We start from the raw sequence: 21,331 nt of genomic DNA on the forward strand, positions 1-21,331 counted from the left end.
CCTCGTCCTATAAGCCACGGCGTACCGTGGATCCATGACACATAGCGATGATGTGCGGAAGTTCCTGACCTCCCGCCGTGCCAGGCTCACGCCGGACGAGGCCGGTCTGCCGGTCTACGGCGGCAACCGGCGCGTTAGCGGGCTGCGCCGCGAGGAAGTCGCGATGCTCGCCGGGATGAGCATTGACTACTACATACGCCTGGAACGGGGAAATCTCTCCGGCGCCTCGGACAGCGTCCTCGAAGCCCTTGGGCGTGCGTTGAAGCTCGACGACGCCGAAACGGCCCACCTTTTTGACCTTGCCCGCGCCGCTAGCGCCTCCCCTCGGGCGCGGCGCAGGCACAGCCCGCAGACAGTGCGGCCGAGCGTGCAACGGGTTATCGACGCGATCACTGCCGCACCGGCCTGGGTTCGCAACGATCGCGGGGATGTCCTGGCTTCCAACGAACTCGGCCGTGCCCTTTACCTGGACATGATGGCAGAGGGGCCTCTTCCGCCGAACAGTGCACGCTTCACCTTCCTGAACCCGAAAGCGCGGGAGTTCTTCGCCGATTGGGAACGCGCTGCAGATGACATCGTCGCGGTCCTGCGTTCCACCGCGGGGAAGAACCCTTATGACAAGGACCTGACGGACCTGATCGGCGAGCTGTCCACGCGAAGCGAAGAGTTCCGTACCCGGTGGGCCCGTCACGACGTGAAGTACCACCGCGCCGGCCGCAAGCGCCTCCACCACCCGATCGTCGGGGACCTGGACCTGAGCTTTGAAGCACTCGAGCTCCCCGCCGACCCGGGCCTGCGCATCAACGTCTACACAGCGGACCCCGGGACACCCTCAGAAGATGCCCTGAAAGTCCTCGCCAGCTGGGCAGCGACACAGCTCGACGCCGCAGAGGTACCGGTCAAGGAGAAAAAATGAGCCACGGTCCCTCCACGGACCTGATCGTCCGCGACACCGGAAGCATCGGCGAAGCATCCCCTCTTGTGGCTTGGACGATAATCCACTCTTCCGCGCTGTAATTTGGTGACTTATGCTCGGTGAGATATTGGACGCTTCTTGGGGAAGCAGTTCCGGACCGGGTCAAGGGGCTCCGGAGGCGGGAACGTGGACGGAAAACAATGGATCTGGGTCGCGGCAGTGATCCTGGGAGCAATCATCCTAGCTGCAGTCATGGTCTTTGGACACCAGATGAACTTGCCCGCAGATCGCCGAACTCGGCGAACTCGGCGAACGGGCCGCGGGAAATCTCACGGACCATGGCCACGGCACACCAAACGGACGACGTCCGGGCAGAGAACCTCGGAGCAGGAGCATCCCTCAGCGGCGCGCCCCGGGATGCCAGATGCGTCGATCTCGGATCAAAGAGACTACCGCCACGACGACGAACGCCGGGGTGACTGACGTCGACGTCCGTGTTGATCGACGGCGGCCTCATGCAGGGAGCGCCGCGTTGTGGGATGCGAACTATGCGCCGTTATCGTACATCTCGTAGTCGTCCGTGGTGATGGTGCCGTTCGTTTGGATGTTCAAGCCCCAGCTGATCCCCGAGGCACCGGCCGGCAGGGGTGGGGTGGTCCAGGTGGTTTGGGTCCAGTTCGCCGCGGCGGCGACGAGGGGGCTGGCAGTCCAATAGGTCCAATAGCCGTTGCCGATACGGTAATAGAGTTCGAATTGGGTTGCTGCGGTGGATTTATACCAGGCTTTCAACTGGTAGGTATGTCCGGGTATCCCCGTTGGTGAACAGCCGCCGAGGTCCAATGCGGGGAGGAGTTTCGCGTCCCCGGACACCGCGCCCGTCACGGTGAGCTGTTCCGCATTCGTACCGGTGTGGCCGGGGGTGACGACGGAGAAAGCGGGGGTGTTGGTGCCGTACCCGCCGGCTGCCCAGCACTGCGGGATGGTGTTGACCAGGGTTTCCAGGCTGGGGTTTTGGATCAGGTTCGTTCCGAGCGGTGGTGGTGGAGGTACCGCGGGCCCCTGGACTGCTGGCTGCTGGGTGCCTCCGATGACCTGGTCGACGGTCTGCACCGCGACGGTACCGGCCGTCTTTTGCTGGGCCAACCAGGTGGCGAACTGACTGAAGAGGGTGGGAGTGATCGTCAGCGTCGGGTCCGTGCCGACGGCGATGTGATGGAAAGTAAGCTGGACCCAGCCGCCTCCGGCTGATTGGGCGTGGGTCACCTGATCCTCCAGATTCTGCAGGGTCCAGGTGCTGTCTACCTCATCCGGTGCTGCCGTGATGTAGGGGTTGGCGGGTGGGATGGTATCTGCCGCGGGAAGCGTCGCCGTAGAGGGATCCGGGCTGGAGGTGTCGCCCAGTCCGCGGGCACTGTTGAAACCGCACTGCTTCACGAGGGCTTCGGTGGCCGGGTCTTCGGAAGCGAAGGGATAGGCGAAGCTGGTGACTTTGAAGCCCATGTTCATCAGTGCCACGCGCCCGTCACAGATTTGCCGCGTCGACTCAGCGGCGGTCAGGGACACCAGATCCGGGTGGGTCACGGTGTGGCCGCCGATCTCATTGCCGTCGGCGGCGATCTGCTGAAGATTGGCCGTGGTCAGGTAGGTGGGCTGGCCAATCCACCCGGTGGTGATGAAGAACGTGCCGCTCAGGCCCAGGCTCTTCATCGTGGCTTCGGCCGTCAACTGGTCCGCGTTGCCGTCATCGAATGTCAGTGATACCACGGTGTTCGCGGCAGCGTGCGCCGGTGCGGCGAACCCCACCGCGGCCAGCAGGCCGGCAACCAGCAGCGTACTGCTGCCGAATGCCGTCCAGCGTTTGCGGAGCAGCCTGCCGGGCCCCGCTCCGTTCGCGGTGGGCCGTGTGGGGCCCCCGAGTGACGATTCGCTCGTCCCTCGCTGCTGACTTGTGGTACTCATGGCCAACTCCTCCCCGGCTTAGGCACTGCGCCAGAGGCCGAGTGATCCTTCGTTGATATTCCAGGAGGGTGCCGCTCGAAAGAGGAGCCCGATCAGGGGTTCCGGTGGATGGCACCCGTTGTGATTAGTTCGCACACGCGTACCTTAGAGGCTACGACTGCCGGGTTGCCGCAAAAACGAGTGGTCGACACTCGTTCCTTTTGAGCCGCCGTTAGGTAGGCCTTCCGATGTAGCTAGCTAATTGCTTAGCCGTGGGCCGCCGCCCTCACGGCTTGGCAGTTGCAAGCTTCGACCTAACCCGCACCAGTGGTGCGTTCGGATCTTGCGGTTGAGGGATCGCAGTGAGGGCGAATTGCTCGATAACACCGGGCCGGAAGACGAGGCACTCGGTCGAACCACCGAACTGGAAGTACCCCAGCTCATCGCCCTTATTAACGTGGTGTCCCGGGACGATCTCCGGATCGATGACGCAGGACGAGACCTCGACCATGCCCACGGGGACCACTGCCATGAGCCCGATAACGGGGTCGTCGGCTTGGATCAGGATGATCGCCCGGGCTGCGACGTGGGCCAAATATGATTGCGAGAGGGTTGCCTCGACGGCGTCGGCCCCCTCGGATTCCGCTTCGGAGAAGTACGTGCCGTCCTTGAGGTACGCCCTCACGATAGTTCCGGCGACGGGAGCGTGCCACCGGTGATAGTTCAACGCGCTCAAGAACGCCTGGTACACCGTTCCGCCGACAAAGTGATCCACCGACTCGTCGCGGGCGAGCAGGTCCTCGAGTGAGTAGGGCTGGCCCTTGACCCAGAACCGGCTCTGGCGTTGAACGTCGGAGCTTATCCTGTAGGGGGTCGACTCGCAGGCGCTGACGATGACCTTGTCGTCTTCGGGTGCAGCGACGGGTCGGGAGGTCGATGTGAGCCGGCGGGTGAAGAAATCGTTCCACGACGTGAATCCCCAGTGCTCGGCGAGGGGATCGTGTTGGTAGTCGTCCATCCCGACAACCTGCCGCGCCTTCTCCGACATCCACCCCGACGGCGAGTCGTTGAGCACGTACAGCGACTCCTCGCTGCTCAGGAACACGCACCAAGCGTTCAGTATCTTGCGGAACATGGCGACGATCCGCGGATCGCGGTGGGCAGCGAAGCCAGCCTCGGTTCCCATGGTCCAATCGAGGATCGCCGTCAAGGGCGTGGTGACCATGCCCCCTTCGCTGAACTCCGGGGCAGTCGTCAGGACCTCGTTGATCAGCCGGAGCATCTGGTCAACGCTCGTGAGGTGCCGTTTGCGGTAGGGCTTCGACCTCGGAACCTGCTCGATCATCTCCGTCATGTAGAGGCGGACAACCGGATCGCTCGCGATCAGTTCCTTGAACTCGACGATCACGGGATGCAGAGGAACATCTTCACCCCGCGCCTCCGCCCGTTCCCGATGACCGGCAATCCATTCCTCGAGGTCGTCCTGTTGCTCGGGCAGCCAGCCACCCAGTCGCCGGACCCGGTCAGAAGAAGAGTTAAGGCTCATAGTGCCGAGCCTACTCGCCTCCTGACCGGGTCCAGCGAAAACTGTTCTTTTTCGCGGTCGCCTAGCCGCCGAACAGCGCAGTGAATCCGGCTGCCCCTTCGTGCAAGGCAGTCCGGTATTCCTGGTTCAGGCTTCGGTAGAAAAGTGGTCGGCCAATGCGCACGGCTTCTCCGGAGCGCATCACGGCCTCTGCGTAGTGCTCGATGCGAGCATCCAGGTCTTCCCGAGGCACTACCTCGTCCACGATGCCGAGGGCCAGGCTGCGTGCGGCGTCGAAGGGGTCCCCGGTGAGGGCGTTGGTGATCGCGGCCTTGAGGGGTACCCGGCGGGCCGCCGCCACCTGAGCGATGGCCGGCCACGTGCCGAGCCGGGCCTCGATTGTGCCCAGCTGGGCTGTGTCTACGGCGATGACGATGTCCGCGCTGCAGGCGAGGCCGAAGCCGCCCGCCAGCGCGTCGCCGTTGACCGCCGCGATGATCGGCGTCGTTGACTCCGGGAAGTACCCGAACAGATCGACAACGGCCGCGGCAAATTCCCCGGCCGTCCCGGTTTCGCGTATGTGGGCGCCGTCGGCGCCGCCGCAGAAATGGTCGCCGGCGCCGGTGATCACGATGGCCCCCACCCCGGGATTTTCGTCCAAGCTGCGCAGCCCATCGTAAAGTTGAGCGCACATCTGCGCGTTGAGAAGGTTCTTCTCTCCGCGTTGCAGCACGATCCGCCCGGTCCGGCCGTGAATGCTGAGCTGCACTGCGTTCTCTTCGGCCATGGTTCTCATTGCGCTTCCTCGGTTGCTTTGTTGCCCGGCTGGAGCGACGCGAGCGCGAGCATGTCGCTGGCGCCGTACCCGAGGGCGATCGCGGCTGTGGCCAACTGTTCGACATTGGCCGCCAGCGGCATTGGAACGTTGAGTTCGCGGGCCGCTGCCAGGCCCAGAGACAGATCTTTACGCAGCAGTTCGAGGGTGAAGGTTGCTGTCCAGTCCTGCTCGGCCAGGGCCGGCCCACGTAACTCCAGCCAAGGAGAGCCAAGGACGGTCCCACCCAGGAACGTGAGGAAGTCCTGGGGCCGCACGCCCCCGTTTTCTGCCAGGCTCGTGACCTCGACCAGCGCCTGGCCCATGATGCCCAGGTACAGGTTGTGGCATAGCTTGACGAGGCGGCTGCCTTCTCCTTCCCCGGCAGGGACCACGGTGGCGGCCATCGCGTCCAGCAGCGCTCGGATCCGGTCGTAGGCGTCCTTCGGACCGGAGGCCACGATGCAGGCGTTGCCTGCCGCGACAACTTCGGGATTGCCGCTCACCGGGGCGGCGATGAAGGCCACCCCGGCCGAGGCAGCTGCTGCGCGTACCGCGGCAGACGCCTGGGCGGAAACTGTCGAGCAGTCCACAATGATCCCGGGCAGACGGTCCCCGGCCAGCAGGCCGCCTGGACCGCAGACCACTTGTTCGAGGTCGGCGTCTCCGGCCACCGTGACAAACACCACCTGGCAGGCACCGAGATCGGAAACCTTCTCCACCGCTTCGGCGCCGCGATCGCGCAGGGCAATCGTCTTGGCCGGGGTCCGGTTCCAGACGCGGAGGGCGTGTCCTGCGTTGAGCAGCCGGGAAGCGAGAGCGGTCCCCATTTTCCCGGTACCCAACCACCCCACAGGCATTGGCCCCGAGGTCATACGGCTGCTCCCACCAGCGCCGGAGCCGAAGCTCCGATGCTGGACGACGGCATGTCGACGCCCGCGAAGTAGCGTGTACCCGCGACGTAGAGCTGGTCCGCCGGGAAACGGGTGAGCAGCTGACAGCCATCGGCCGTGACCACAAGCTCCTCCTCGATGCGGGCAGCGGAAGAACCGTCCGGAGTGGGCCAATACGTTTCCATCGCGAAGACCATGCCTTCTTCGAGCTCGATGGGGTGCTCGAACGAGTGGAAGCGGCTCATGAGGGGACGTTCCCAGAGTCCCAGGCCGATGCCGTGGCAATACTGGAGACCGAAGGCTTGCTCCTCGGTCTCGAAGCCGAAGTCCTTGGCGGCCGGGAAATGCTTCACAATGTCCGCGCTCGAGGCCCCCGGGCGGACTTCGGTGATGGCCAGGTCCATGAACTCCCGGGCTTGCTTGTAGGCGTCCCGCTGGGCCATTGTGGCGCTGCCGACGTTCATGGTCCGGTAGTAGCAGGTGCGGTAGCCCATGTACGAGTGGATGATGTCGAAGTACGCGGTGTCACCGGGACGGATGAACCGGTTGGAAAAGACGTGCGGATGGGGACTGCAGCGTTCACCGGAGATCGCGTTGACGGCTTCGACTTCTTCCGATCCGTTCTCGTACAAGAATTTGTTGACGAGAGCCACACAGTCGTTTTCCTTCACGCCGGCGCGCAGGAAGCGGTAGAGCTCGTCGTATGCACCGTCCACCAAGGCGGCCGAGTGGTTCAGCAGTGCGATCTCGTCCGGGGTCTTGATGGTGCGGGCCTCAAGCATGAGATGGTTGCCGTCCTCGACCCGGAGTCCTTCGGCCTCCAGCGCGCGCAGCACCGGCAGCTCGACGACGTCGATGCCCACCGGTTCGTTTGCCAGGCCATGTTCCCGCAGGAGATCGGCAATACGCTTGGCGTTGGCGGCCTCGATCCCGACCTCGGTGGGGATGGCTCCGCGCCAGGTGGAAACGCCGGCGCGCCAGTTTTCCTCCGGCAGCCAGGGGGCGAAGCTCTGGTGGGTCTTGGCTGCCGATCCGATGTCCCACAGGATCGGGTCATGGCCGCGCATGATCAGCGCACAGCGAAAGTACTTGTCCCTGGCCCAGTTGCCGATGTGGGTTGCGGTGGTATAGCGGATGTTGTTCATGTCGAACAGAATCAGGGCGCCCAGGTGTGAACGCTCGAGCTGCTCCTTCGCCTTCGCGAGGCGCTCGGTGCGCAGGCGATCCATGTCGACGCGGTTTTCCCAGTCCACGGCAGTGGCGTCGCCGGGTGAAGCAATCGGGTAGGCGCCCTTGGTGGCTTGGTAGAAAGACGGCATCTGCCGGCTTTGGCTCTTGGGGTTGCACATGAGGATACTCCTTTGTATTTCGGGTGAAGGCTGTGCGGGGAGTTGCTAGACCGGGGAATATTCGCCGGTCGCGGTGGACGTTGCCGGAGCGGCGGGCGAAGGATCTTCGCGGCCGAGCAACGACCATGCGGTGTCGATCAGCGCCTGGGTGGAGAGCCCGTATTTTTCGAACAGGTAGGGGGCGTTGAGCGAGCCTTCTGCGAAGGTGTCCTGTACGCCGATGCGGCGCATGGGCCGTCCGAGGCCTGCCTCGGCAATCGTTTCCGCCACGGCCGATCCAAGCCCTCCGACGATGGAGTGGTTCTCGGCGGTGACTACGGTCCGCGCCCCGGCCGCGGCGCGGACCACGGTTGCGGTATCCAGGGGTTTGATGACGGGTACGTTGACGACCGAGACGGAGACGCCGTGCGCGGCCAGGGTTTCCCGTGCCGCAAGTGCAGCAGCGAGCATCATGCCGCTGGCAAACAGGGCAACGTCTTCGCCCTCGCTCAGAACTTCTGCCCGGCTCAGGGACAATTCATGGTCCTCGGGGAAGATCACGGGAATCTCGCCGCGCTTGAGCCTGACGTACACCGGGCCCGGGATATCCGCGATGGCCTCAACAACTTGGCTGACCTCGACGGCGTCGGCGACGTCGATGACCGTCATGTTCGGGAGCGCGCGCATCAGGGCGACGTCGTCGATGGCCTGGTGGCTTGGGCCGCCCGGTGTGGACAGGCCAGGCATGAAGCCGATAATCCGGACCGGAAGGTTTGGATAGGCGATGGCGTTGGCGATCTGGTCGTACGGGCGGCGGGTGGCGAAGACACCGAAGGTGTGGACGTACGGGGTGAAGCCCGAGCGTGCCAGGGTCCCGGCCATGCCCATCATGTTGGCTTCGGCCATGCCGGCGTGGATGAACCGTTCGGGAAAGCGGTCTTGGAAGAGGTCGATTTCGCACTGCCGGGTGAGGTCGCCGCTCAGGCAGAGTATGTCATCGCGTTTCTCTGCCAGGCTGACCAAGGCCTGTCCGTAAGGCTTCAAGACGGTCGGGTAGGGCAACGGCCGGAACAAGGCGCGTTCCTGAATGTTAGTCGTCATCGTGTTTCCAGTTTCCGGGTAAGTTCTGCAATGGCCTCCGTGGCCAGCTGGGGAGGGAGCTTGATGAAATGGCCGTCGGCATCCTCGGGCAGGCAGTCGAGCCCGTGCACGGTGGACGTACGGCACACGATCACCGATGGCCGGGCTTCAAGTGCGGCTTCGGCGAGGGCAGCGGAGACGGCTGTGATGTCATGGCCGTCGATGTCCAGCACGTGCCAGCCGAAGGCCCGCCATTTGTCGGCTATCGGCTCGAGGGTAGTGATGCTGTCGACCGGCCCGTCGACCTGCGAGTTGTTGGCGTCCAACAGCACGGTCAATTGGCCCAGTTGGTGGTGGGCGGCGAAGATCGCCGCTTCCCAGGTCTGGCCCTCTTCCATCTCGCCGTCGCTGACCAAGGCGTAGACCCGGCCGGTGCTTCCCCGAAGCTTGTTCGCCAGGGCGAATCCGGCTGCCGCGGACAATCCTTGGCCCAGCGAGCCGCAGGTGTAATCGACGATCGGGGAACTTTCGGTACCGATGGCCTCCAGCCGCGAACCGTTTTGCCCGTAGCTACCCAGGTCCTCCTGTGCCAGCAAGCCAAGCGCTCCCGCTGCAGCATAGGGGGCGATAATGTAGTGCCCCGGTGAGCAGACGAATTTGTCCCGGTCCCAATCCAGCACGGAGAATACCGCGGCGAGCTGTTCGGCGGCCGACAGCGCCTGTCCAAGATAGCCGAACCCTTGGGGTGCGATCATCTCGGCGGCCTTGAGCCGGATTCCGGTGGCAAGCCTGGCCGGGTCGGCCATTGGGGAAGGTCGCGTTTCAGCGTCCAGATTCACGAAGAACTCCTTGTTGTTTCGATGGGCGTTGCGTGTGTCCCGGCAGAGTCGGCGCGGAGATAGTCCATGGCGAACCGTTCCCTGCACAGTGCATCCAGCTCCGAGAGCAACTGTTGGTGCGCGGGGTGGTTCCAGTACTCATCCAGGGTGTCGCCGCTTAACCTCGCCAAGCAGCCGTAGGAGAAGCCGCGGCCCAGCCCGGAGGGGTTGAAATTCGGTCCCCACGAGATGTCCACCAAGGAACCGCAACCGGTGGAAATGCCTTCCGAGAACCGTATGAGCGCGGATTCGAGCTCTTCGGCTTTGCCCTCCTGCGGGGCGAACAGCACATAGTGTTCCAGCATGGCCGTCCCCTTATTCAGCGCCGGGACGCGGATGGGCGGTGAACGAGCCGAAGCCGCCCCGGTAGAAGAGCAGTGGCGTTCCCGGGGATGCCACGCCGAGGTCCAGGACCTTGCCCAGCACCATATAGTGGTCTCCGGCTTCATAGACGGACTCAATTTCGCACTCGATGAAAGCAAGGGCGTCGTCAAGAATGGGTGCACCGGTTCGGCCGGCGCGCCAAGCGACGCCGTCGAACTTGTCCTCTGCGGATTTCGAGAAGCTCCGGCACAAATCCTTCTGGTCCTCGCCCAGAATATTGGCGCTGAACACTCCTCCGCGCCGGATCCGGGGCCACGTCGTCGAGGTCTTCTGCGGGCTGAACATCACCAACGGTGGTTCCAGCGAAATACTCACCAGCGACTGGACGGTCATGCCCACCGGAGCACTGTCAACGGCGCCGGTAATGACCGCAACTCCGGTACAAAAGTGCCCGAGCACGGACCGCATCATTGCGGCGGGATCCGTTGGCTCATTGCGGGAGGCGGCCGCACGCCGCGATTCCATTGTGGTAGTCATTGTTTTCTCCTTACAGGGGTTCAGACGTGGACGGTGACGGGTCCGTCGGCTCCCAGAAGCAGCCGGCCGTAGACTTCCTTGCCCACCTGGGGCGTAGCGTGGGCGTGGCTGCCGCCTGTCCCTTGGTCCTGGTAGATCCGGCTGAGCGGGCTGCTGAACAGGTAGCTGCCGGAGCCGGCAGCCTTGAGAAGCTGATCGAGGGCGTCGCCGACAAGGGCCACGATGGCGCCGGTGTCGTTGCGGACCCGGGCCCGGCGGAGCTCGTCGAGGTATTCGCCGGACTCAGCAGATTCGTCGATGTCCTTGCACGATCTATGCGCCAGCAACTCCGCCGCATCGATTTTCGTCAGCGCTTCTGCCGCGGCCAGTTGATGTACGGGGGAATTACGCGCCTCGGTGTAGACAGTCCCGGTAACGCCCTTGGTGCGCATGCGCTCCATTGCGTAGTCGGCCGCCGCTTTGCCCAGGCCGATCTGGATCGCCCCGAAGATGACGGTCCCCGCGGGCAGGAACGGCGCCCGGGCCCGCGCTTCGACCTCGAGCAGTTCCGTGGCGTAGTCGCCGACCACCATGTCATCGAAATACTGGATGCGATGGTCGGGAATGAACACGCTCTCGATCACGACTGTGTCGCTGCCTGTGCCTTTGAGCCCGAGCGGGTACCAGCTGCGCTCGACCGTCCATTCACCGGGGTGGAAGATGCCCAAGGCATGGCGGACGGTTCCGTCGGTCTGTGGGGCCAGGAAGCCCATCATTGCGTGGGTGGCCATGAAGGAGCCGGAAGCGAAACTCCACCGACCGCTGACGCGGTAGCCGCCCTCAACCTTTTCGGCCCGCGTCATGGGATTCAGGACCACGCAGACCTTTGCTTCCGGAGTGCGGCCCCAGATTTCATCCTGTGCCTGCACCAGCCATGTCGTGGCGAACCAGTTACCGATATTGATCAGCATCGCGGCCCAGCCCGTGGAGCCGTCACCGCGGGCCAGCTCGATCAGGACATCAACAAGGGTCCGGGTGTTGACTTCGTAGCCGCCGTAGCGCCGGGGAACAGTCAGGCGAAGCATGCCTTCCGATTCGAGGCGGTCGACGACGGCGTCGGCTACTTGCCCGTTGTCGCCTTCGGATGCATGCCCACGAAGAAGGTCCCGGAGCGCAGCCGCCCGTTCGACTAATTCAAGGACCGGCTCGGTGGAACTCGGGACAGTGGTGCTCTCAAGCGCACCGGTGGTCACTGTCGTCGTTGTCATGGTGAACCTTCCGCTATGGCAGGGCCGCAGCCCCTTGTGGATCTCGTATGTCAATCGTGTCCCGGCTCACAATCGGCAACCATGTGCCCGGTAGTCAGAGTTTGCGCGCTTCCTGTACTGCCTGAACGAAGTCCGAACGTGCCCACCCTGATTTGTGCGCGCTGCACATGGGGCAGGCCTTTTCTGTGGTGGCGGCACAGGCCGCTTGCGCCTATACGAGGTCGTCCGTGAGACTCGGATCACGCGGCAGAGGCGCTGCGGGAGTTTATTGCGGAGGTCTAATGCAGCACACTTGGGTCGCGAAGCTTGCGGCAGATACTCCGCAGCGCGCATTCAGTTCCCCGGGAACCCGGCGTCGGGCGGAACTTGTTATTGGCGGGCCTTCAGTACGTTGGGGGATCCAGGCCGGACATCGTATGGCCGATTACATTCTCGCGACCTTGACGGACTGGCCTGGCGGTCGTGACGAGGAAGAAATCGAGGCGCTGCGCCGGGCCACCGAGGCGAGCACGGTGGACACGCTGCTCGCATTGTTCACGGGCGATCACACCCTGCTCGTTCAGTCACTTGAACCGAATGAAAATATTGCCTTCTATGTCCGCCGGGCTATTCCACTCGACCAGGTGATCCGCAATGTCTACACGGGGCAAGAATTCCTGACGCAGGAGCTGTTGTCCTGCATCGACCATGTGGTGCCCGAGGCAGAGCGCATGCGAGCCGCACAGGAGGTCAACCGCGACGTCGCCGACAGCTGGTCGCAGCTGGTCCACAGTACCTCCGTCCAATACAGCATCGAATATGAGAAGTGGACCAGCAGCCGGGCCGGGCTGCAGGCTTCGATAGCCCGCAGCATCATAGAGGGCAAGCGCGTTGATCCCGAAGCTGCATCGAAGGCTCTGGGCTACGAGGTCGAGCAGTGGCACACCGGGATCGTGCTGTGGCTCGAAGACGTCGACGCAGAGACGGCGAAGCACTTTGACTTCGAGAGTGCAGCGAAGGAAATTCGGCGGGTCGCCCGGGTCGCCGGGTCCGGACTGATGATCCGGAACGGGTTGTCCAGTGCGCATGTGTGGCTCGGATGCCGGACAGCGCTGGACCAGGCCTTGCGTGACTACGGGGCGTGGCCTCCGGCACTCCGTATCGCTACCGGATACCCCCACCAGGGTCCCGACGGCTTCCGGCGGACCCATCTTGAGGCCAAGGCATCCGAACGGGTGGCCCGCCTCTCCCGAAAGCATGCCCCGGTCACTAGCTATGAGTCGATCGAACTTGTATCGCTTCTGCTTGAGGACGTCGAACGGGCCAGGAGCTTCGTGCTCCGGGTGCTCGGGCCGATGGCGTCCAACAACACCCGGATGCAGGAACTCCGCCACACCCTGTCGCTCCACATTGACACCAACGGCAGCCTGGCCAGGACCGCGCAAGGGATGCACACCCACCGCAATACGGTTTCCTACCGGCTGCAGCAGATCAGCGGAATCCTCCCGGCCGGCCAGCAGAACTATCAGATCCGATGCGCATTGGAGTTGGCCGAGATGCTTCCGGACACAGTGTTGATAGATGCCAACGCCAAAAGCTAGCGATCATGCCTTTGGCCACCGCAAGCCGCCCAGGCTCGCGCTCACTGTGGCTTTCCTGCTGGACGTGGCCGATCGGCGCGAATCGCGGCCGCTGCCTCGGACAGGGCGGCATAATTGTGCCCGCTGACGAACGCGTCACAGTAGGGCAACGCGACGGCCATGCCGCCCACCAGCGGTTGGTAATCAATACCGGCCTTCCTCGGATTGATCCAGACGATCCGGTAAGCCAGGCGCCTCAGCCGCGCCATCTGGGCCTCCACAAGTTCCGGCGCGTCCTGGGCCCAGCCGTCGGAGAGCACCACAATGACCGCACCCCTGGCCAAGCCGCGGCGGCCGTGGCCATCGATGAAGTGTCGCAGGCTCTCCGCCAGCCTTGTGCCGCCCGCCCAGTCCGGGGCGGCGGCAGCTCCGAGCGCCAGCGCTTTGCCCGGGTCCCGGTTCGAAAGCTGGCGGGTCAGTCTGGTCAGCCGGGTGGAAAACACAAAAGCCTCGGCTTGGGCCCCGGACACTGCGCCCTGCAGCAGCGAAAGGAAGACCTGCGTGTACGGTTCCATGGAACCGGATACATCGCACAGGAACACCAAGCGGCGCGGACGCGGACGACGGCGGGCATAGACCAAGGAGCTCGCGTCGCCACCGCTGCGCCGGGCCGCGCGGACGGTACGCCGGAGGTCGAGCTTGGCGCCCCCTTGTGCCCACTGTCGTGTCCTGCGGCTTTGGCGCTCCGGCGTAGCCAGCACGATGCGCCGCACCAGACGCCGCACTTGGGCAGCTTCCTCGGGGGTCAGCTCGGCAAAGGACTTCTCATGCAGGTGCTCGTCAGCGGAGGCCATCGCCAGGATTGCCCCCCGCTCCGGTGCGTTGGACTCATCGGCGCTTCCTGCGCCAGGGGAGGCGACGTGCGCCCTCGAAGCCGGTGCATGACCGTCGGCATGAGCCACGCGCCGTTCGCTGGGCGCCGGCCGGGCATGCTCCTCCGGGCCGGCCGCCGGCGGGCGGTTGGAATCCCCACGGGTGTCAGCCGGATCGAGCGTCCCGTCAAAGGCGGCCGAAAAGACCGCATCGAATATGGGGAGCTGTTCCCGCGAGGAGACGAGTACCACCCGGCACGTCCAGTACAGAGGCTCACGAGCAGTAGGAGGAACGATCCTGATCGCCCGGGCCAGCCAAGCTGCGCGGTCCGGGGAACTCGGTAAGCCGGCTCGGCGCAGGGCCGTGCTGAACCCTACCGCCAGGGCCGCAGCATCGACGCCGGGCAAGCCGTCCCTGAGCGCGTACTCAGTCATGGCCGCCGGCCACCCATGCGGGGCCGCGGGCCCACGCAATATCCAGGTCGTCGCGATTCTTCACGATCGAACCCCAGGTCTGCTTCACGGCAGCCGGGTCCAGTCGGTCCACGCCGAGCACCGTCAGCGCTGACACCCAGTCGATTGCTTCCGCGATTCCCGGGGGTTTGGCCAAGTCCAGTGACCGTAGCCTGGTGATGGCCGATGCGGCATCCAGGGCGAGCGGCTCGGCGCTCCCGGGTACCCGGCGGCGAACGATCGCGGCGATGCGCTCGGGCCGGGGATAGTCAATCCAGTGGTACAGGCAGCGCCGGGTCAGTGCGTCGTGCAGGTCCCTGGTGCGATTGGATGTCAGGACGACAACTGGCGGGTGCGTGGCACGGATAGTGCCTAGTTCGGGGATCGTCACGGCCGCCTCGGCCAGCAACTCGAAAGTGAAGGCCTCGAACTCTGCGTCGGCCCGGTCGATCTCGTCCAGAAGCAGCACGGCCGGACGCGGTCCTGGATGCTCGATCGCCTTCAGCAGCGGGCGGCGCAGCAGGTACTGTTCCCCGAAAAGATCGGACTCCTCCACGCGGACATCCCGGACCTCCGCCAAGCGGATTCCCAGAAGCTGGCGTTGATGGTTCCATTCGTAGAGGGCCTCGCCCACGTCGATGCCTTCGTAGCACTGCAGGCGGTACAGGGGAGTGTCGAGCACCTTGGCCAGCGCCTTCGCCGCCTCGGTTTTCCCGACGCCGGCCTCGCCCTCCAGCAGGATGGGCTGCGGTAGCCGGACGGACAGGAACAAGGCGGTCGCCAGTCCGACGTCGGCAAGGTAGTCGCCGTCGTCCAGCGCGGACATGAGCGCGGAAACGTCCGGGACCAGGCGCCGCACTTCGTCTTCCGCACCCGCCCGCACCGGCCCGTTCATCGGGCACGTTCCAGCTGGGCGGCCGCCCGCGCAGGGCCGGACCCTCCGATCGCCGGAAGGAGTCCGGCGGTCCAGGGCTCAAGACGCAGCGGCATAGCGCTCCGGATCGGCGAGGAAGGCTCTCCTGCATTCAGCAGAACAGAAATAATAGCTCGCTCCCGCGTACTCGGAGTGCAACGTAGACTCCACGGCCGCGACGCTCATGCCGCATACGGGGTCCACGGCGCTCGCGGGCACGGCGCTCGCCGACGCGGTCTCCGCCGTCGCGGTCCCCACAGTTGGGCGAAGGGATCTGACGGATACAAGCTCTGCCAGTATCGACAGCGCGATCTCGGCGGGTGTTCGGCCGCCCAACAGCAGCCCGGCCGGGCTGTGTACGCGCGCACGCTGCTCGTCATCGACGTCGAGTGAGGCCAGGACGGCGGCCCCGCGCGTCCGGCTGGCGACAAGGGCGACGTACGGCACCCCGATTCGGAGTGCGGCCTCCAATGAGGGCTCCTCGTCCCTGCCTTGCGACGCGACGATCAGGGCAGCGTCGTCGGCCCGCGGTTCCGCGGCGGTTCCATCGGTGAGCTGCATGTCCAAGTCGAGGAGGGCACCCAAGGCGCCCAGGGCCTGTGCCACGGGGGTGGCCCCGACCACAACCACCCGCGGAGCGGGCATCTGCGGCTCGAGGAAGATCTCCACCGCACCGCCGCTGAGGCAGGGATTTGCGACTTCGACGGCGCCTTCCTCGCGAATGCGGGACGGCTCGCCTGGGACTACCCGCAGCAGCAAGGGTTCGTGCTTGGACAGTGTCTGCAGACCGTATTCACGCACGGAAGCTTCGACGCAGGTGCCGCCAAGGAACCCGTCGATTTCCCCATTGGCCAGGACGAGGGCCGTGTCGCCGGCGTGGGCGCTGGTAGGGTGCTGCGCGCGCACGACCGTGGCACGCACAAACGGCTCCCGGCGTTCTACCAGTTCCTGCGCCCTCGCCGCCAGGGCATCTCCGTGCAGGGGCATGTCACACCGGTGGCCTGGCTCGGCCCTGCATGGCCTCCCACACCCGGGCCGGGGTGCAGGGCATATCCATGTGTGTCACGCCGTACGGCGTCAAAGCATCCACGACGGCGTTGACGATGGCCGGCGGGGATCCGACCGTTGCCGACTCGCCGATGCCTTTTGCGCCGATCGGGTGGTGCGGCGAAGGCGTGACGGTATACCCGGTCTCCCAATCCGGGACTTCCATCGCGGTGGGGATGAGGTAGTCCATGAACGAGCCGCTGAGGCAGTTGCCGTCCTCGTCGAACGCGATGATTTCCATGAGCGCCATCCCGACGCCGTCGGTCAGCCCACCGTGGACCTGGCCCTCGATGATCATCGGGTTGATCCGGGTCCCGCAGTCGTCCACCGCGATGAACCGCCGGACCTTGACGTGGCCGGTCCCGGCGTCGACGTCCACAACGCAGATATACGCGCCGAACGGAAACGTCAGGTTGGGAGGGTCATAGGTCACCTCCGCGTCCAGGTTGCCGTCGATTCCCTCGGGCAGCGTCATTGTGCCGTGAGCGGCCATGGCGATTTCCTCGATCGTCTTGCTGGCGCTTGGATCCCCCTTGACGAACCAGCGGCCCTTTTCCCACTCGAGGTCCTCGGGTCGGGTTTCAAGCATTGCAGCAGCGATGAACTTCGCCTTTTCGCGGACCTTGCGCGCCACGAGGGCTACCGCGCCGCCGCTGACCGGGGTCGACCGGCTGCCGTACGTGCCTAGGCCGAAGGGCGTTTGGTCAGTGTCGCCGTGGACGACGTCGATGTTCTCGGGCGGGATACCGAGCTCCTCGGCCACGATCTGGGCGAACGTGGTTTCGTGGCCCTGCCCCTGGCTCTGCACAGAGATCCTGACGACGGCTTTGCCGGTGGGGTGAATTCGGAGTTCCGCGCCATCTGCCATGCCGAGCCCGACGATGTCGAAGTGCTTGCGCGGTCCGGCGCCGACAGTCTCGGTGAAGAAGGAGACACCGATGCCCATCAGTTCGCCGCGCTCCCGCTTTTCGAGCTGCTCGCGCCGGAGATCTTCATACCCGGCGATCTGCATGGACAGCCGCATGGCAGGGGCGTAGTTGCCTGAGTCGTAGACCCAACCGGTCTTATTCGCGTAGGGGAACTGCTCCGGCTTGATGAAGTTCTTCAGCCGAAGCTCTGCCGGGTCCATCTCCAGTTTCCGGGCCAGGATGTCCACCATGCGCTCCACCAGGTACACCGCTTCCGTCACGCGGAAGGAGCAGGCATATGCCACGCCCCCCGGCGCCTTGTTCGTGTACACACCCGTGACCTTGCAATAGGCAGCTTCCAGGTCATAGCTCCCGGTAAAGATGGAGAAGAAGCCGGCCGGGGTCTTGGTGGGCTGGGCGGTGGCATTAAACGCACCATGGTCTGCCAAGACGTTGGTCCGGACCGCAAGGATCTTGCCTTCCTTCGTGGCCGCGATCTCGCCCTGCATGATGTAGTCGCGGGCAAACGACGTCGACATCAGGTTCTCGGAGCGGTCCTCTACCCACTTCACCGGTTTTCCGGTGACGATCGAACCGACAACGGCGAGGATATAGCCGGGATAGATGCCGACTTTGTTGCCGAACCCGCCGCCGATATCGGGGGAGACGATCCGGATTTTGTGTTCAGGGATACCGGCGACTATCGCATACAACGTCCGGTGGGCGTGCGGGGCCTGGGTAGTTTCGTAAAGCGTCAGGTTGCCATCGATCGGATCGAAGTCCGCCACGGCACCGCAGGTTTCCATGGGTGCCGGGTGCACGCGCGGATACACGATCTCTTGGGCGACGACGACGTCGGCAGTGGCGAACACCGCTTCCGTTTCAGCCGCATCACCGATCTCCCAGTCGAAGATCCGGTTGTCGGTTCGTCCCTCAATGTCGTCACGGATGACCGGCGCGCCGGGGTCGAGGGCGCGGCGGGCATCAATCACCGGCGGCAACGTGTCGTATTCGACGTCGATCAGTTCCAGGGCGTCGCGCGCGGCATAGCGGTCCTCAGCGACGACGAAAGCGACCTCCTGACCTTGGAAACGGACCTTGTCCGTGACGAGTACCGCCTGGACGTCCGCCGACAGGGTAGGCGCCCACGCGAGGTTGAGCGCCTGCAGGTCTTTGCCCGTGATGACAGCGAGGACCTTGGGGTGCGCCAACGCCTCGGTGGTGTCTATCGAAACCAGCCGGGCATGCGCAACGGGGGCACGCAGGATGGCGCCATGCAGCATGCCGGGCAGCACGATGTCGTCGATGTATGTGCCCTTGCCGCGGACGAACCGCGGATCCTCCTTGCGCTGGAGGCGACCGAAGCCGATGGGACGGTTTGGGTCTCCGGCTGCCGGGTTGGGTGCATGCTCCTGGACGGTGGTCATGCCGTCACCTCTTCCGTGGTGGTCCCGCCGGTACCGCCGTCGTCCGTCTCAGTGTCCGCACCGAGCGGGTGGGCGGCGGCCCATTGCACCGAACGGACAATCGTCGCGTAACCGGTGCATCGGCAAATCTGGCCGGAAATGGCTTGGCGGATCTCGGTGTCGTCGGGGTGCGGGTTACGGTCAAGGAGGGCCCTGGCGGTGAGCATCATTCCCGGAGTGCAGAATCCGCATTGCAGGCCGTGTTCTTCCATGAACCCCTGCTGCACCGGATCGAGGGCGCCATCGACGGCTAATCCTTCGACGGTTCGGATGTCATGTCCGGCGGCCATGGCCGCGAGCACGGTGCACGATTTCACCGGCTGTCCGTCCATCAGGACCACGCAGGTTCCGCAATTGCTGGTGTCGCATCCCCAGTGTGTGCCGGTCAGTCCAAGGTTTTCGCGGATGAAGTGGACGAGCAACACTCGGGGTTCGATCTCCCGGGTCACCGCGTTCCCGTTGACCGTCATGCTGATCTGCATTGCTTTCAGCCTTCCTGTGCAACTGCGGCCCGGGCACACGCGCGCCGCAGGACCCTCCGGGTGAGTTCATCGGCCAGATGCCGTTTGTAGTCGACCGGTCCACGCTGATCGGCCACCGGGTTGCACGCAGCTGCTGCAATGCGGGCGGCTTCGACGAACAGGTCTTCATGCGGCTGCTGGCCGCGGAGGACGGCTTCGGCCTCGGGCACAGTCCCGTCCAAGCCAACCGCTGTGAGCCCGATTGCTGCCTCTTCGACTGTGCCGTCCGCGGAAAGTCCGACGGCGGCCCCGGCCGCGACGACCGCCCAGTCACCCACCCGGCGTTCCACCTTTTCATAGGCGCTGCCCGAGCGCGCGCGGACCGTAAAGCGGATTTCGTACAGCAGCTCGTTCGGCGCCACGGCGGTTTCGTACGGGCCGCGATGGAAGTCCGACATCGCGACGATCCGTTCGCCGTCGGGCCCGCGGATCACTGCGTGGGCGCGCAGCACATCGCAGACAGTGGACAGGTCTTCGGCCGGATCGGCTTGGCAGAGGGAACCGCCGATAGTGCCACGGTTGCGGACCACCGGGTCCGCAATCACTTGCTCTGCGTCGCGGATTATCGGAAAGAGTCCGGCGATGTCGGCGGACTCCAGGAGCGCTGTGTGGCGGGTTAGTGCGCCCACAACCAACTGGTCACCTTCCCGGCGGATGAATTCCAAGTCCGCCAAGTCGTTGATGTCGATCAGGCACTCGGGCCGCGCCAGACGCAGCTTCATCATCGGCAGCAAACTGTGTCCGCCGGCGATGATGCGCGACTCGGGTCCGTAGCGTTCGAGGAGTGCCAGCGCGTTTGCCACGTCGCTGGCGCGCTCATAATCAAATGGAGCCGGAATCTGCATTGTCCACCCCTTAGGGCCAGACGTCCTGCGGGGCGTAGGGCGCGGACCTATGATCAGTCTCGCCCGCGTCAAAGTGGGTGTCAACAGGGTCACGAGGGCCCGTGCTTGGCAGGGATGTTTAGGGCAGACTGGTTTCGTGAGCGGAACCAGGTGGGTGCTGCATGTCGATCTCGATCAGTTCATCGCAGCGGTCGAAGTGCTGCGGCGGCCAGAGCTTGCAGGCAAGCCGATTATTGTCGGGGGTCGGGGCGACCCGACGGAACGGGCTGTGGTGTCCACCGCATCCTACGAAGCCAGGGCCTTCGGCGTGGGTTCCGGAATGCCCTTGCGCCTCGCGGCCCGGAAAGTGCCAGATGCCGTGATCCTGCCCGTCGATCAGGAGGCTTACCTTGCGGCGTCTGAAGCGGTGATGGCGACCCTGCGCGCGCAGCCCGGCGCCACAGTGCAGGTGCTGGGTTGGGATGAAGCTTTTGTTGGCATTGAGACAGAGAATCCTGAAGCCTACGCCCGGCAGCTGCAGGCCGCTGTTTTGGCGCGGACGGAGCTGCACTGCAGTGTGGGCATCGGCGACACCTTGGTCCGGGCCAAGGTCGCCACCGGTTTCGGCAAGCCGGCCGGCGTCTTCCGTCTGACCGCCGGGAACTGGCTTGGGGTCATGGGGAACCGGTCCACCAAAGAGCTGTGGGGCGTGGGAACCAAAGTCTCGGGACGGTTGGCCAAACTCGGCATCAACACGGTCGCCGAGCTCGCGGCGTCCGACCCCCAGGACCTTGTCCCGGAGTTTGGCCCCAGGATGGGACCTTGGTACGCGCAGCTCGGACGTGGGGACGGCGCCAGTGTTGTGGACGACACCCCGTGGGTTGCCCGCGGGCACAGCAGGGAAAGCACGTTCCAGAGGGACCTGACCGAACCCGCCCAGGTGGACGACGCCGTGAGGGAGCTGACCGCACGTGTCCTTGAGGACGTTGTGGCCGAAGGGCGGCCCGTGGTTGGGCTGACCCTGAAGGTTCGGTACGCGCCGTTCTTCACCACGACCCACGCGAGGAAGATTCCCGAGACATTCGACCGGAACGAAATCCTCGCACGGGCCCTGGACCTCGCAACAGGAATCGAAGCGGGCCGTCCGATCCGGCTCCTGGGCCTGCGGGCCGAAATGGCAATGCCCGACGATGCCCGAAAGGGACATACGCCGACGCGCGGCGGTTGGTAAGACGTCCCTCCCTGCAACGCGCAGTCAGTGGCGGGTGGCCCACAACCGTGCAGCTAC

Annotated in this window: 19 protein-coding genes; 3 read left to right on the top strand and 16 right to left on the bottom strand. The window is 64.8% G+C overall.

Annotated features, from left to right (window positions below; genetic code table 11):
• Positions 1-34: 34 nt before the first annotated feature.
• Entirely contained in the window at positions 35-916 is an 882-nt protein-coding gene (locus tag A3M3_RS0114560) for a helix-turn-helix transcriptional regulator (RefSeq protein ID WP_028266944.1), read from the top strand.
• A gap of 546 nt (positions 917-1,462) precedes the next feature.
• Here the strand turns inward: A3M3_RS0114560 and A3M3_RS25245 are convergent.
• The 10 genes from A3M3_RS25245 to A3M3_RS0114615 form a co-directional block, all read right to left on the bottom strand.
• The gene (locus A3M3_RS25245) at positions 1,463-2,875 is read right to left on the bottom strand and encodes a polysaccharide deacetylase family protein (RefSeq protein WP_051423198.1); all 1,413 of its coding nucleotides are present in this window, start codon (positions 2,873-2,875) and stop codon (positions 1,463-1,465) included.
• A gap of 265 nt (positions 2,876-3,140) precedes the next feature.
• A complete protein-coding gene (locus A3M3_RS0114575) occupies positions 3,141-4,400 on the bottom strand; it encodes a phosphatidylserine decarboxylase family protein (RefSeq protein WP_028266945.1) in 1,260 nt (419 codons plus the stop codon).
• A 61-nt stretch (positions 4,401-4,461) separates the two neighbouring features.
• On the bottom strand, positions 4,462-5,175 hold the full coding sequence (locus A3M3_RS25250; protein ID WP_051423199.1) for an enoyl-CoA hydratase/isomerase family protein: 714 nt from the start codon (positions 5,173-5,175) through the stop codon (positions 4,462-4,464).
• Positions 5,172-6,068, bottom strand: coding sequence for an NAD(P)-dependent oxidoreductase (locus A3M3_RS0114585; protein WP_028266946.1), 897 nt, complete (start codon positions 6,066-6,068; stop codon positions 5,172-5,174). The genes A3M3_RS25250 and A3M3_RS0114585 overlap by 4 nt, the downstream gene beginning before the upstream one ends.
• Positions 6,065-7,435: a M24 family metallopeptidase gene (locus A3M3_RS25255; protein WP_231497270.1), complete on the bottom strand. Its 1,371-nt coding sequence runs from the start codon at positions 7,433-7,435 to the stop codon at positions 6,065-6,067. Before A3M3_RS25255 ends, A3M3_RS0114585 begins: the two co-directional genes overlap by 4 nt.
• A gap of 45 nt (positions 7,436-7,480) precedes the next feature.
• A complete protein-coding gene (locus A3M3_RS0114595; protein ID WP_051423200.1) occupies positions 7,481-8,515 on the bottom strand; it encodes a transketolase family protein in 1,035 nt (344 codons plus the stop codon).
• A complete protein-coding gene (locus tag A3M3_RS0114600) occupies positions 8,512-9,333 on the bottom strand; it encodes a 1-deoxy-D-xylulose-5-phosphate synthase N-terminal domain-containing protein (protein ID WP_081736813.1) in 822 nt (273 codons plus the stop codon). Before A3M3_RS0114600 ends, A3M3_RS0114595 begins: the two co-directional genes overlap by 4 nt.
• Positions 9,330-9,677, bottom strand: a complete 348-nt coding sequence (locus A3M3_RS0114605; protein WP_028266949.1) for a Dabb family protein — start codon at positions 9,675-9,677, stop codon at positions 9,330-9,332. Before A3M3_RS0114605 ends, A3M3_RS0114600 begins: the two co-directional genes overlap by 4 nt.
• A gap of 10 nt (positions 9,678-9,687) precedes the next feature.
• On the bottom strand, positions 9,688-10,233 hold the full coding sequence (locus A3M3_RS0114610) for a flavin reductase family protein (protein ID WP_081736814.1): 546 nt from the start codon (positions 10,231-10,233) through the stop codon (positions 9,688-9,690).
• Positions 10,234-10,253: 20 nt separating this feature from the next.
• Positions 10,254-11,480 (bottom strand): acyl-CoA dehydrogenase family protein, encoded by a 1,227-nt coding sequence (locus tag A3M3_RS0114615; RefSeq protein ID WP_028266951.1) that lies wholly within the window; start codon positions 11,478-11,480, stop codon positions 10,254-10,256.
• Positions 11,481-11,896: 416 nt separating this feature from the next.
• Between A3M3_RS0114615 and A3M3_RS27020 the strand changes: the two genes are divergently transcribed.
• A complete protein-coding gene (locus A3M3_RS27020) occupies positions 11,897-13,060 on the top strand; it encodes a PucR family transcriptional regulator (RefSeq protein ID WP_028266952.1) in 1,164 nt (387 codons plus the stop codon).
• 41 nt (positions 13,061-13,101) lie between these two features.
• Here the strand turns inward: A3M3_RS27020 and A3M3_RS0114625 are convergent, their stop codons facing one another.
• From A3M3_RS0114625 to A3M3_RS0114650, 6 genes are all read right to left on the bottom strand, one after another.
• The gene (locus A3M3_RS0114625; protein WP_051423201.1) at positions 13,102-14,346 is read right to left on the bottom strand and encodes a vWA domain-containing protein; all 1,245 of its coding nucleotides are present in this window, start codon (positions 14,344-14,346) and stop codon (positions 13,102-13,104) included.
• Positions 14,339-15,259 (bottom strand): AAA family ATPase, encoded by a 921-nt coding sequence (locus A3M3_RS0114630; RefSeq protein WP_028266954.1) that lies wholly within the window; start codon positions 15,257-15,259, stop codon positions 14,339-14,341. The genes A3M3_RS0114625 and A3M3_RS0114630 overlap by 8 nt, the downstream gene beginning before the upstream one ends.
• Before the next feature lie 78 nt (positions 15,260-15,337).
• Positions 15,338-16,264, bottom strand: a complete 927-nt coding sequence (locus tag A3M3_RS0114635; protein WP_028266955.1) for an XdhC family protein — start codon at positions 16,262-16,264, stop codon at positions 15,338-15,340.
• A 1-nt stretch (position 16,265) separates the two neighbouring features.
• The gene (locus tag A3M3_RS0114640; RefSeq protein WP_028266956.1) at positions 16,266-18,659 is read right to left on the bottom strand and encodes an aerobic carbon-monoxide dehydrogenase large subunit; all 2,394 of its coding nucleotides are present in this window, start codon (positions 18,657-18,659) and stop codon (positions 16,266-16,268) included.
• Positions 18,656-19,180 (bottom strand): (2Fe-2S)-binding protein, encoded by a 525-nt coding sequence (locus A3M3_RS25265; protein WP_051423202.1) that lies wholly within the window; start codon positions 19,178-19,180, stop codon positions 18,656-18,658. Before A3M3_RS25265 ends, A3M3_RS0114640 begins: the two co-directional genes overlap by 4 nt.
• 5 nt (positions 19,181-19,185) lie before the next feature.
• Positions 19,186-20,064 (bottom strand): FAD binding domain-containing protein, encoded by an 879-nt coding sequence (locus A3M3_RS0114650; protein ID WP_028266957.1) that lies wholly within the window; start codon positions 20,062-20,064, stop codon positions 19,186-19,188.
• Between the two features lie 136 nt (positions 20,065-20,200).
• Here A3M3_RS0114650 and A3M3_RS0114655 point away from each other — a divergent pair, with 136 nt between their 5' ends.
• On the top strand, positions 20,201-21,274 hold the full coding sequence (locus A3M3_RS0114655) for a DNA polymerase IV (protein ID WP_442853105.1): 1,074 nt from the start codon (positions 20,201-20,203) through the stop codon (positions 21,272-21,274).
• Positions 21,275-21,331: the final 57 nt, after the last annotated feature.

This window comes from Arthrobacter sp. MA-N2 (genome assembly GCF_000517125.1).
GTDB lineage: Bacteria > Actinomycetota > Actinomycetes > Actinomycetales > Micrococcaceae > Arthrobacter > Arthrobacter methylotrophus.

Coding starts and splice junctions, on each gene's coding strand:
- A3M3_RS0114560 (WP_028266944.1), top strand. CDS start 35: ATGACACATAGCGATGATGTGCGGAAGTTCCTGACCTCCCGCCGTGCC.
- A3M3_RS25245 (WP_051423198.1), bottom strand. CDS start 2,875: ATGAGTACCACAAGTCAGCAGCGAGGGACGAGCGAATCGTCACTCGGG.
- A3M3_RS0114575 (WP_028266945.1), bottom strand. CDS start 4,400: ATGAGCCTTAACTCTTCTTCTGACCGGGTCCGGCGACTGGGTGGCTGG.
- A3M3_RS25250 (WP_051423199.1), bottom strand. CDS start 5,175: ATGAGAACCATGGCCGAAGAGAACGCAGTGCAGCTCAGCATTCACGGC.
- A3M3_RS0114585 (WP_028266946.1), bottom strand. CDS start 6,068: ATGACCTCGGGGCCAATGCCTGTGGGGTGGTTGGGTACCGGGAAAATG.
- A3M3_RS25255 (WP_231497270.1), bottom strand. CDS start 7,435: ATGTGCAACCCCAAGAGCCAAAGCCGGCAGATGCCGTCTTTCTACCAA.
- A3M3_RS0114595 (WP_051423200.1), bottom strand. CDS start 8,515: ATGACGACTAACATTCAGGAACGCGCCTTGTTCCGGCCGTTGCCCTAC.
- A3M3_RS0114605 (WP_028266949.1), bottom strand. CDS start 9,677: ATGCTGGAACACTATGTGCTGTTCGCCCCGCAGGAGGGCAAAGCCGAA.
- A3M3_RS0114610 (WP_081736814.1), bottom strand. CDS start 10,233: ATGACTACCACAATGGAATCGCGGCGTGCGGCCGCCTCCCGCAATGAG.
- A3M3_RS0114615 (WP_028266951.1), bottom strand. CDS start 11,480: ATGACAACGACGACAGTGACCACCGGTGCGCTTGAGAGCACCACTGTC.
- A3M3_RS27020 (WP_028266952.1), top strand. CDS start 11,897: ATGGCCGATTACATTCTCGCGACCTTGACGGACTGGCCTGGCGGTCGT.
- A3M3_RS0114625 (WP_051423201.1), bottom strand. CDS start 14,346: ATGACTGAGTACGCGCTCAGGGACGGCTTGCCCGGCGTCGATGCTGCG.
- A3M3_RS0114630 (WP_028266954.1), bottom strand. CDS start 15,259: ATGAACGGGCCGGTGCGGGCGGGTGCGGAAGACGAAGTGCGGCGCCTG.
- A3M3_RS0114635 (WP_028266955.1), bottom strand. CDS start 16,264: ATGCCCCTGCACGGAGATGCCCTGGCGGCGAGGGCGCAGGAACTGGTA.
- A3M3_RS0114640 (WP_028266956.1), bottom strand. CDS start 18,659: ATGACCACCGTCCAGGAGCATGCACCCAACCCGGCAGCCGGAGACCCA.
- A3M3_RS25265 (WP_051423202.1), bottom strand. CDS start 19,180: ATGCAGATCAGCATGACGGTCAACGGGAACGCGGTGACCCGGGAGATC.
- A3M3_RS0114650 (WP_028266957.1), bottom strand. CDS start 20,064: ATGCAGATTCCGGCTCCATTTGATTATGAGCGCGCCAGCGACGTGGCA.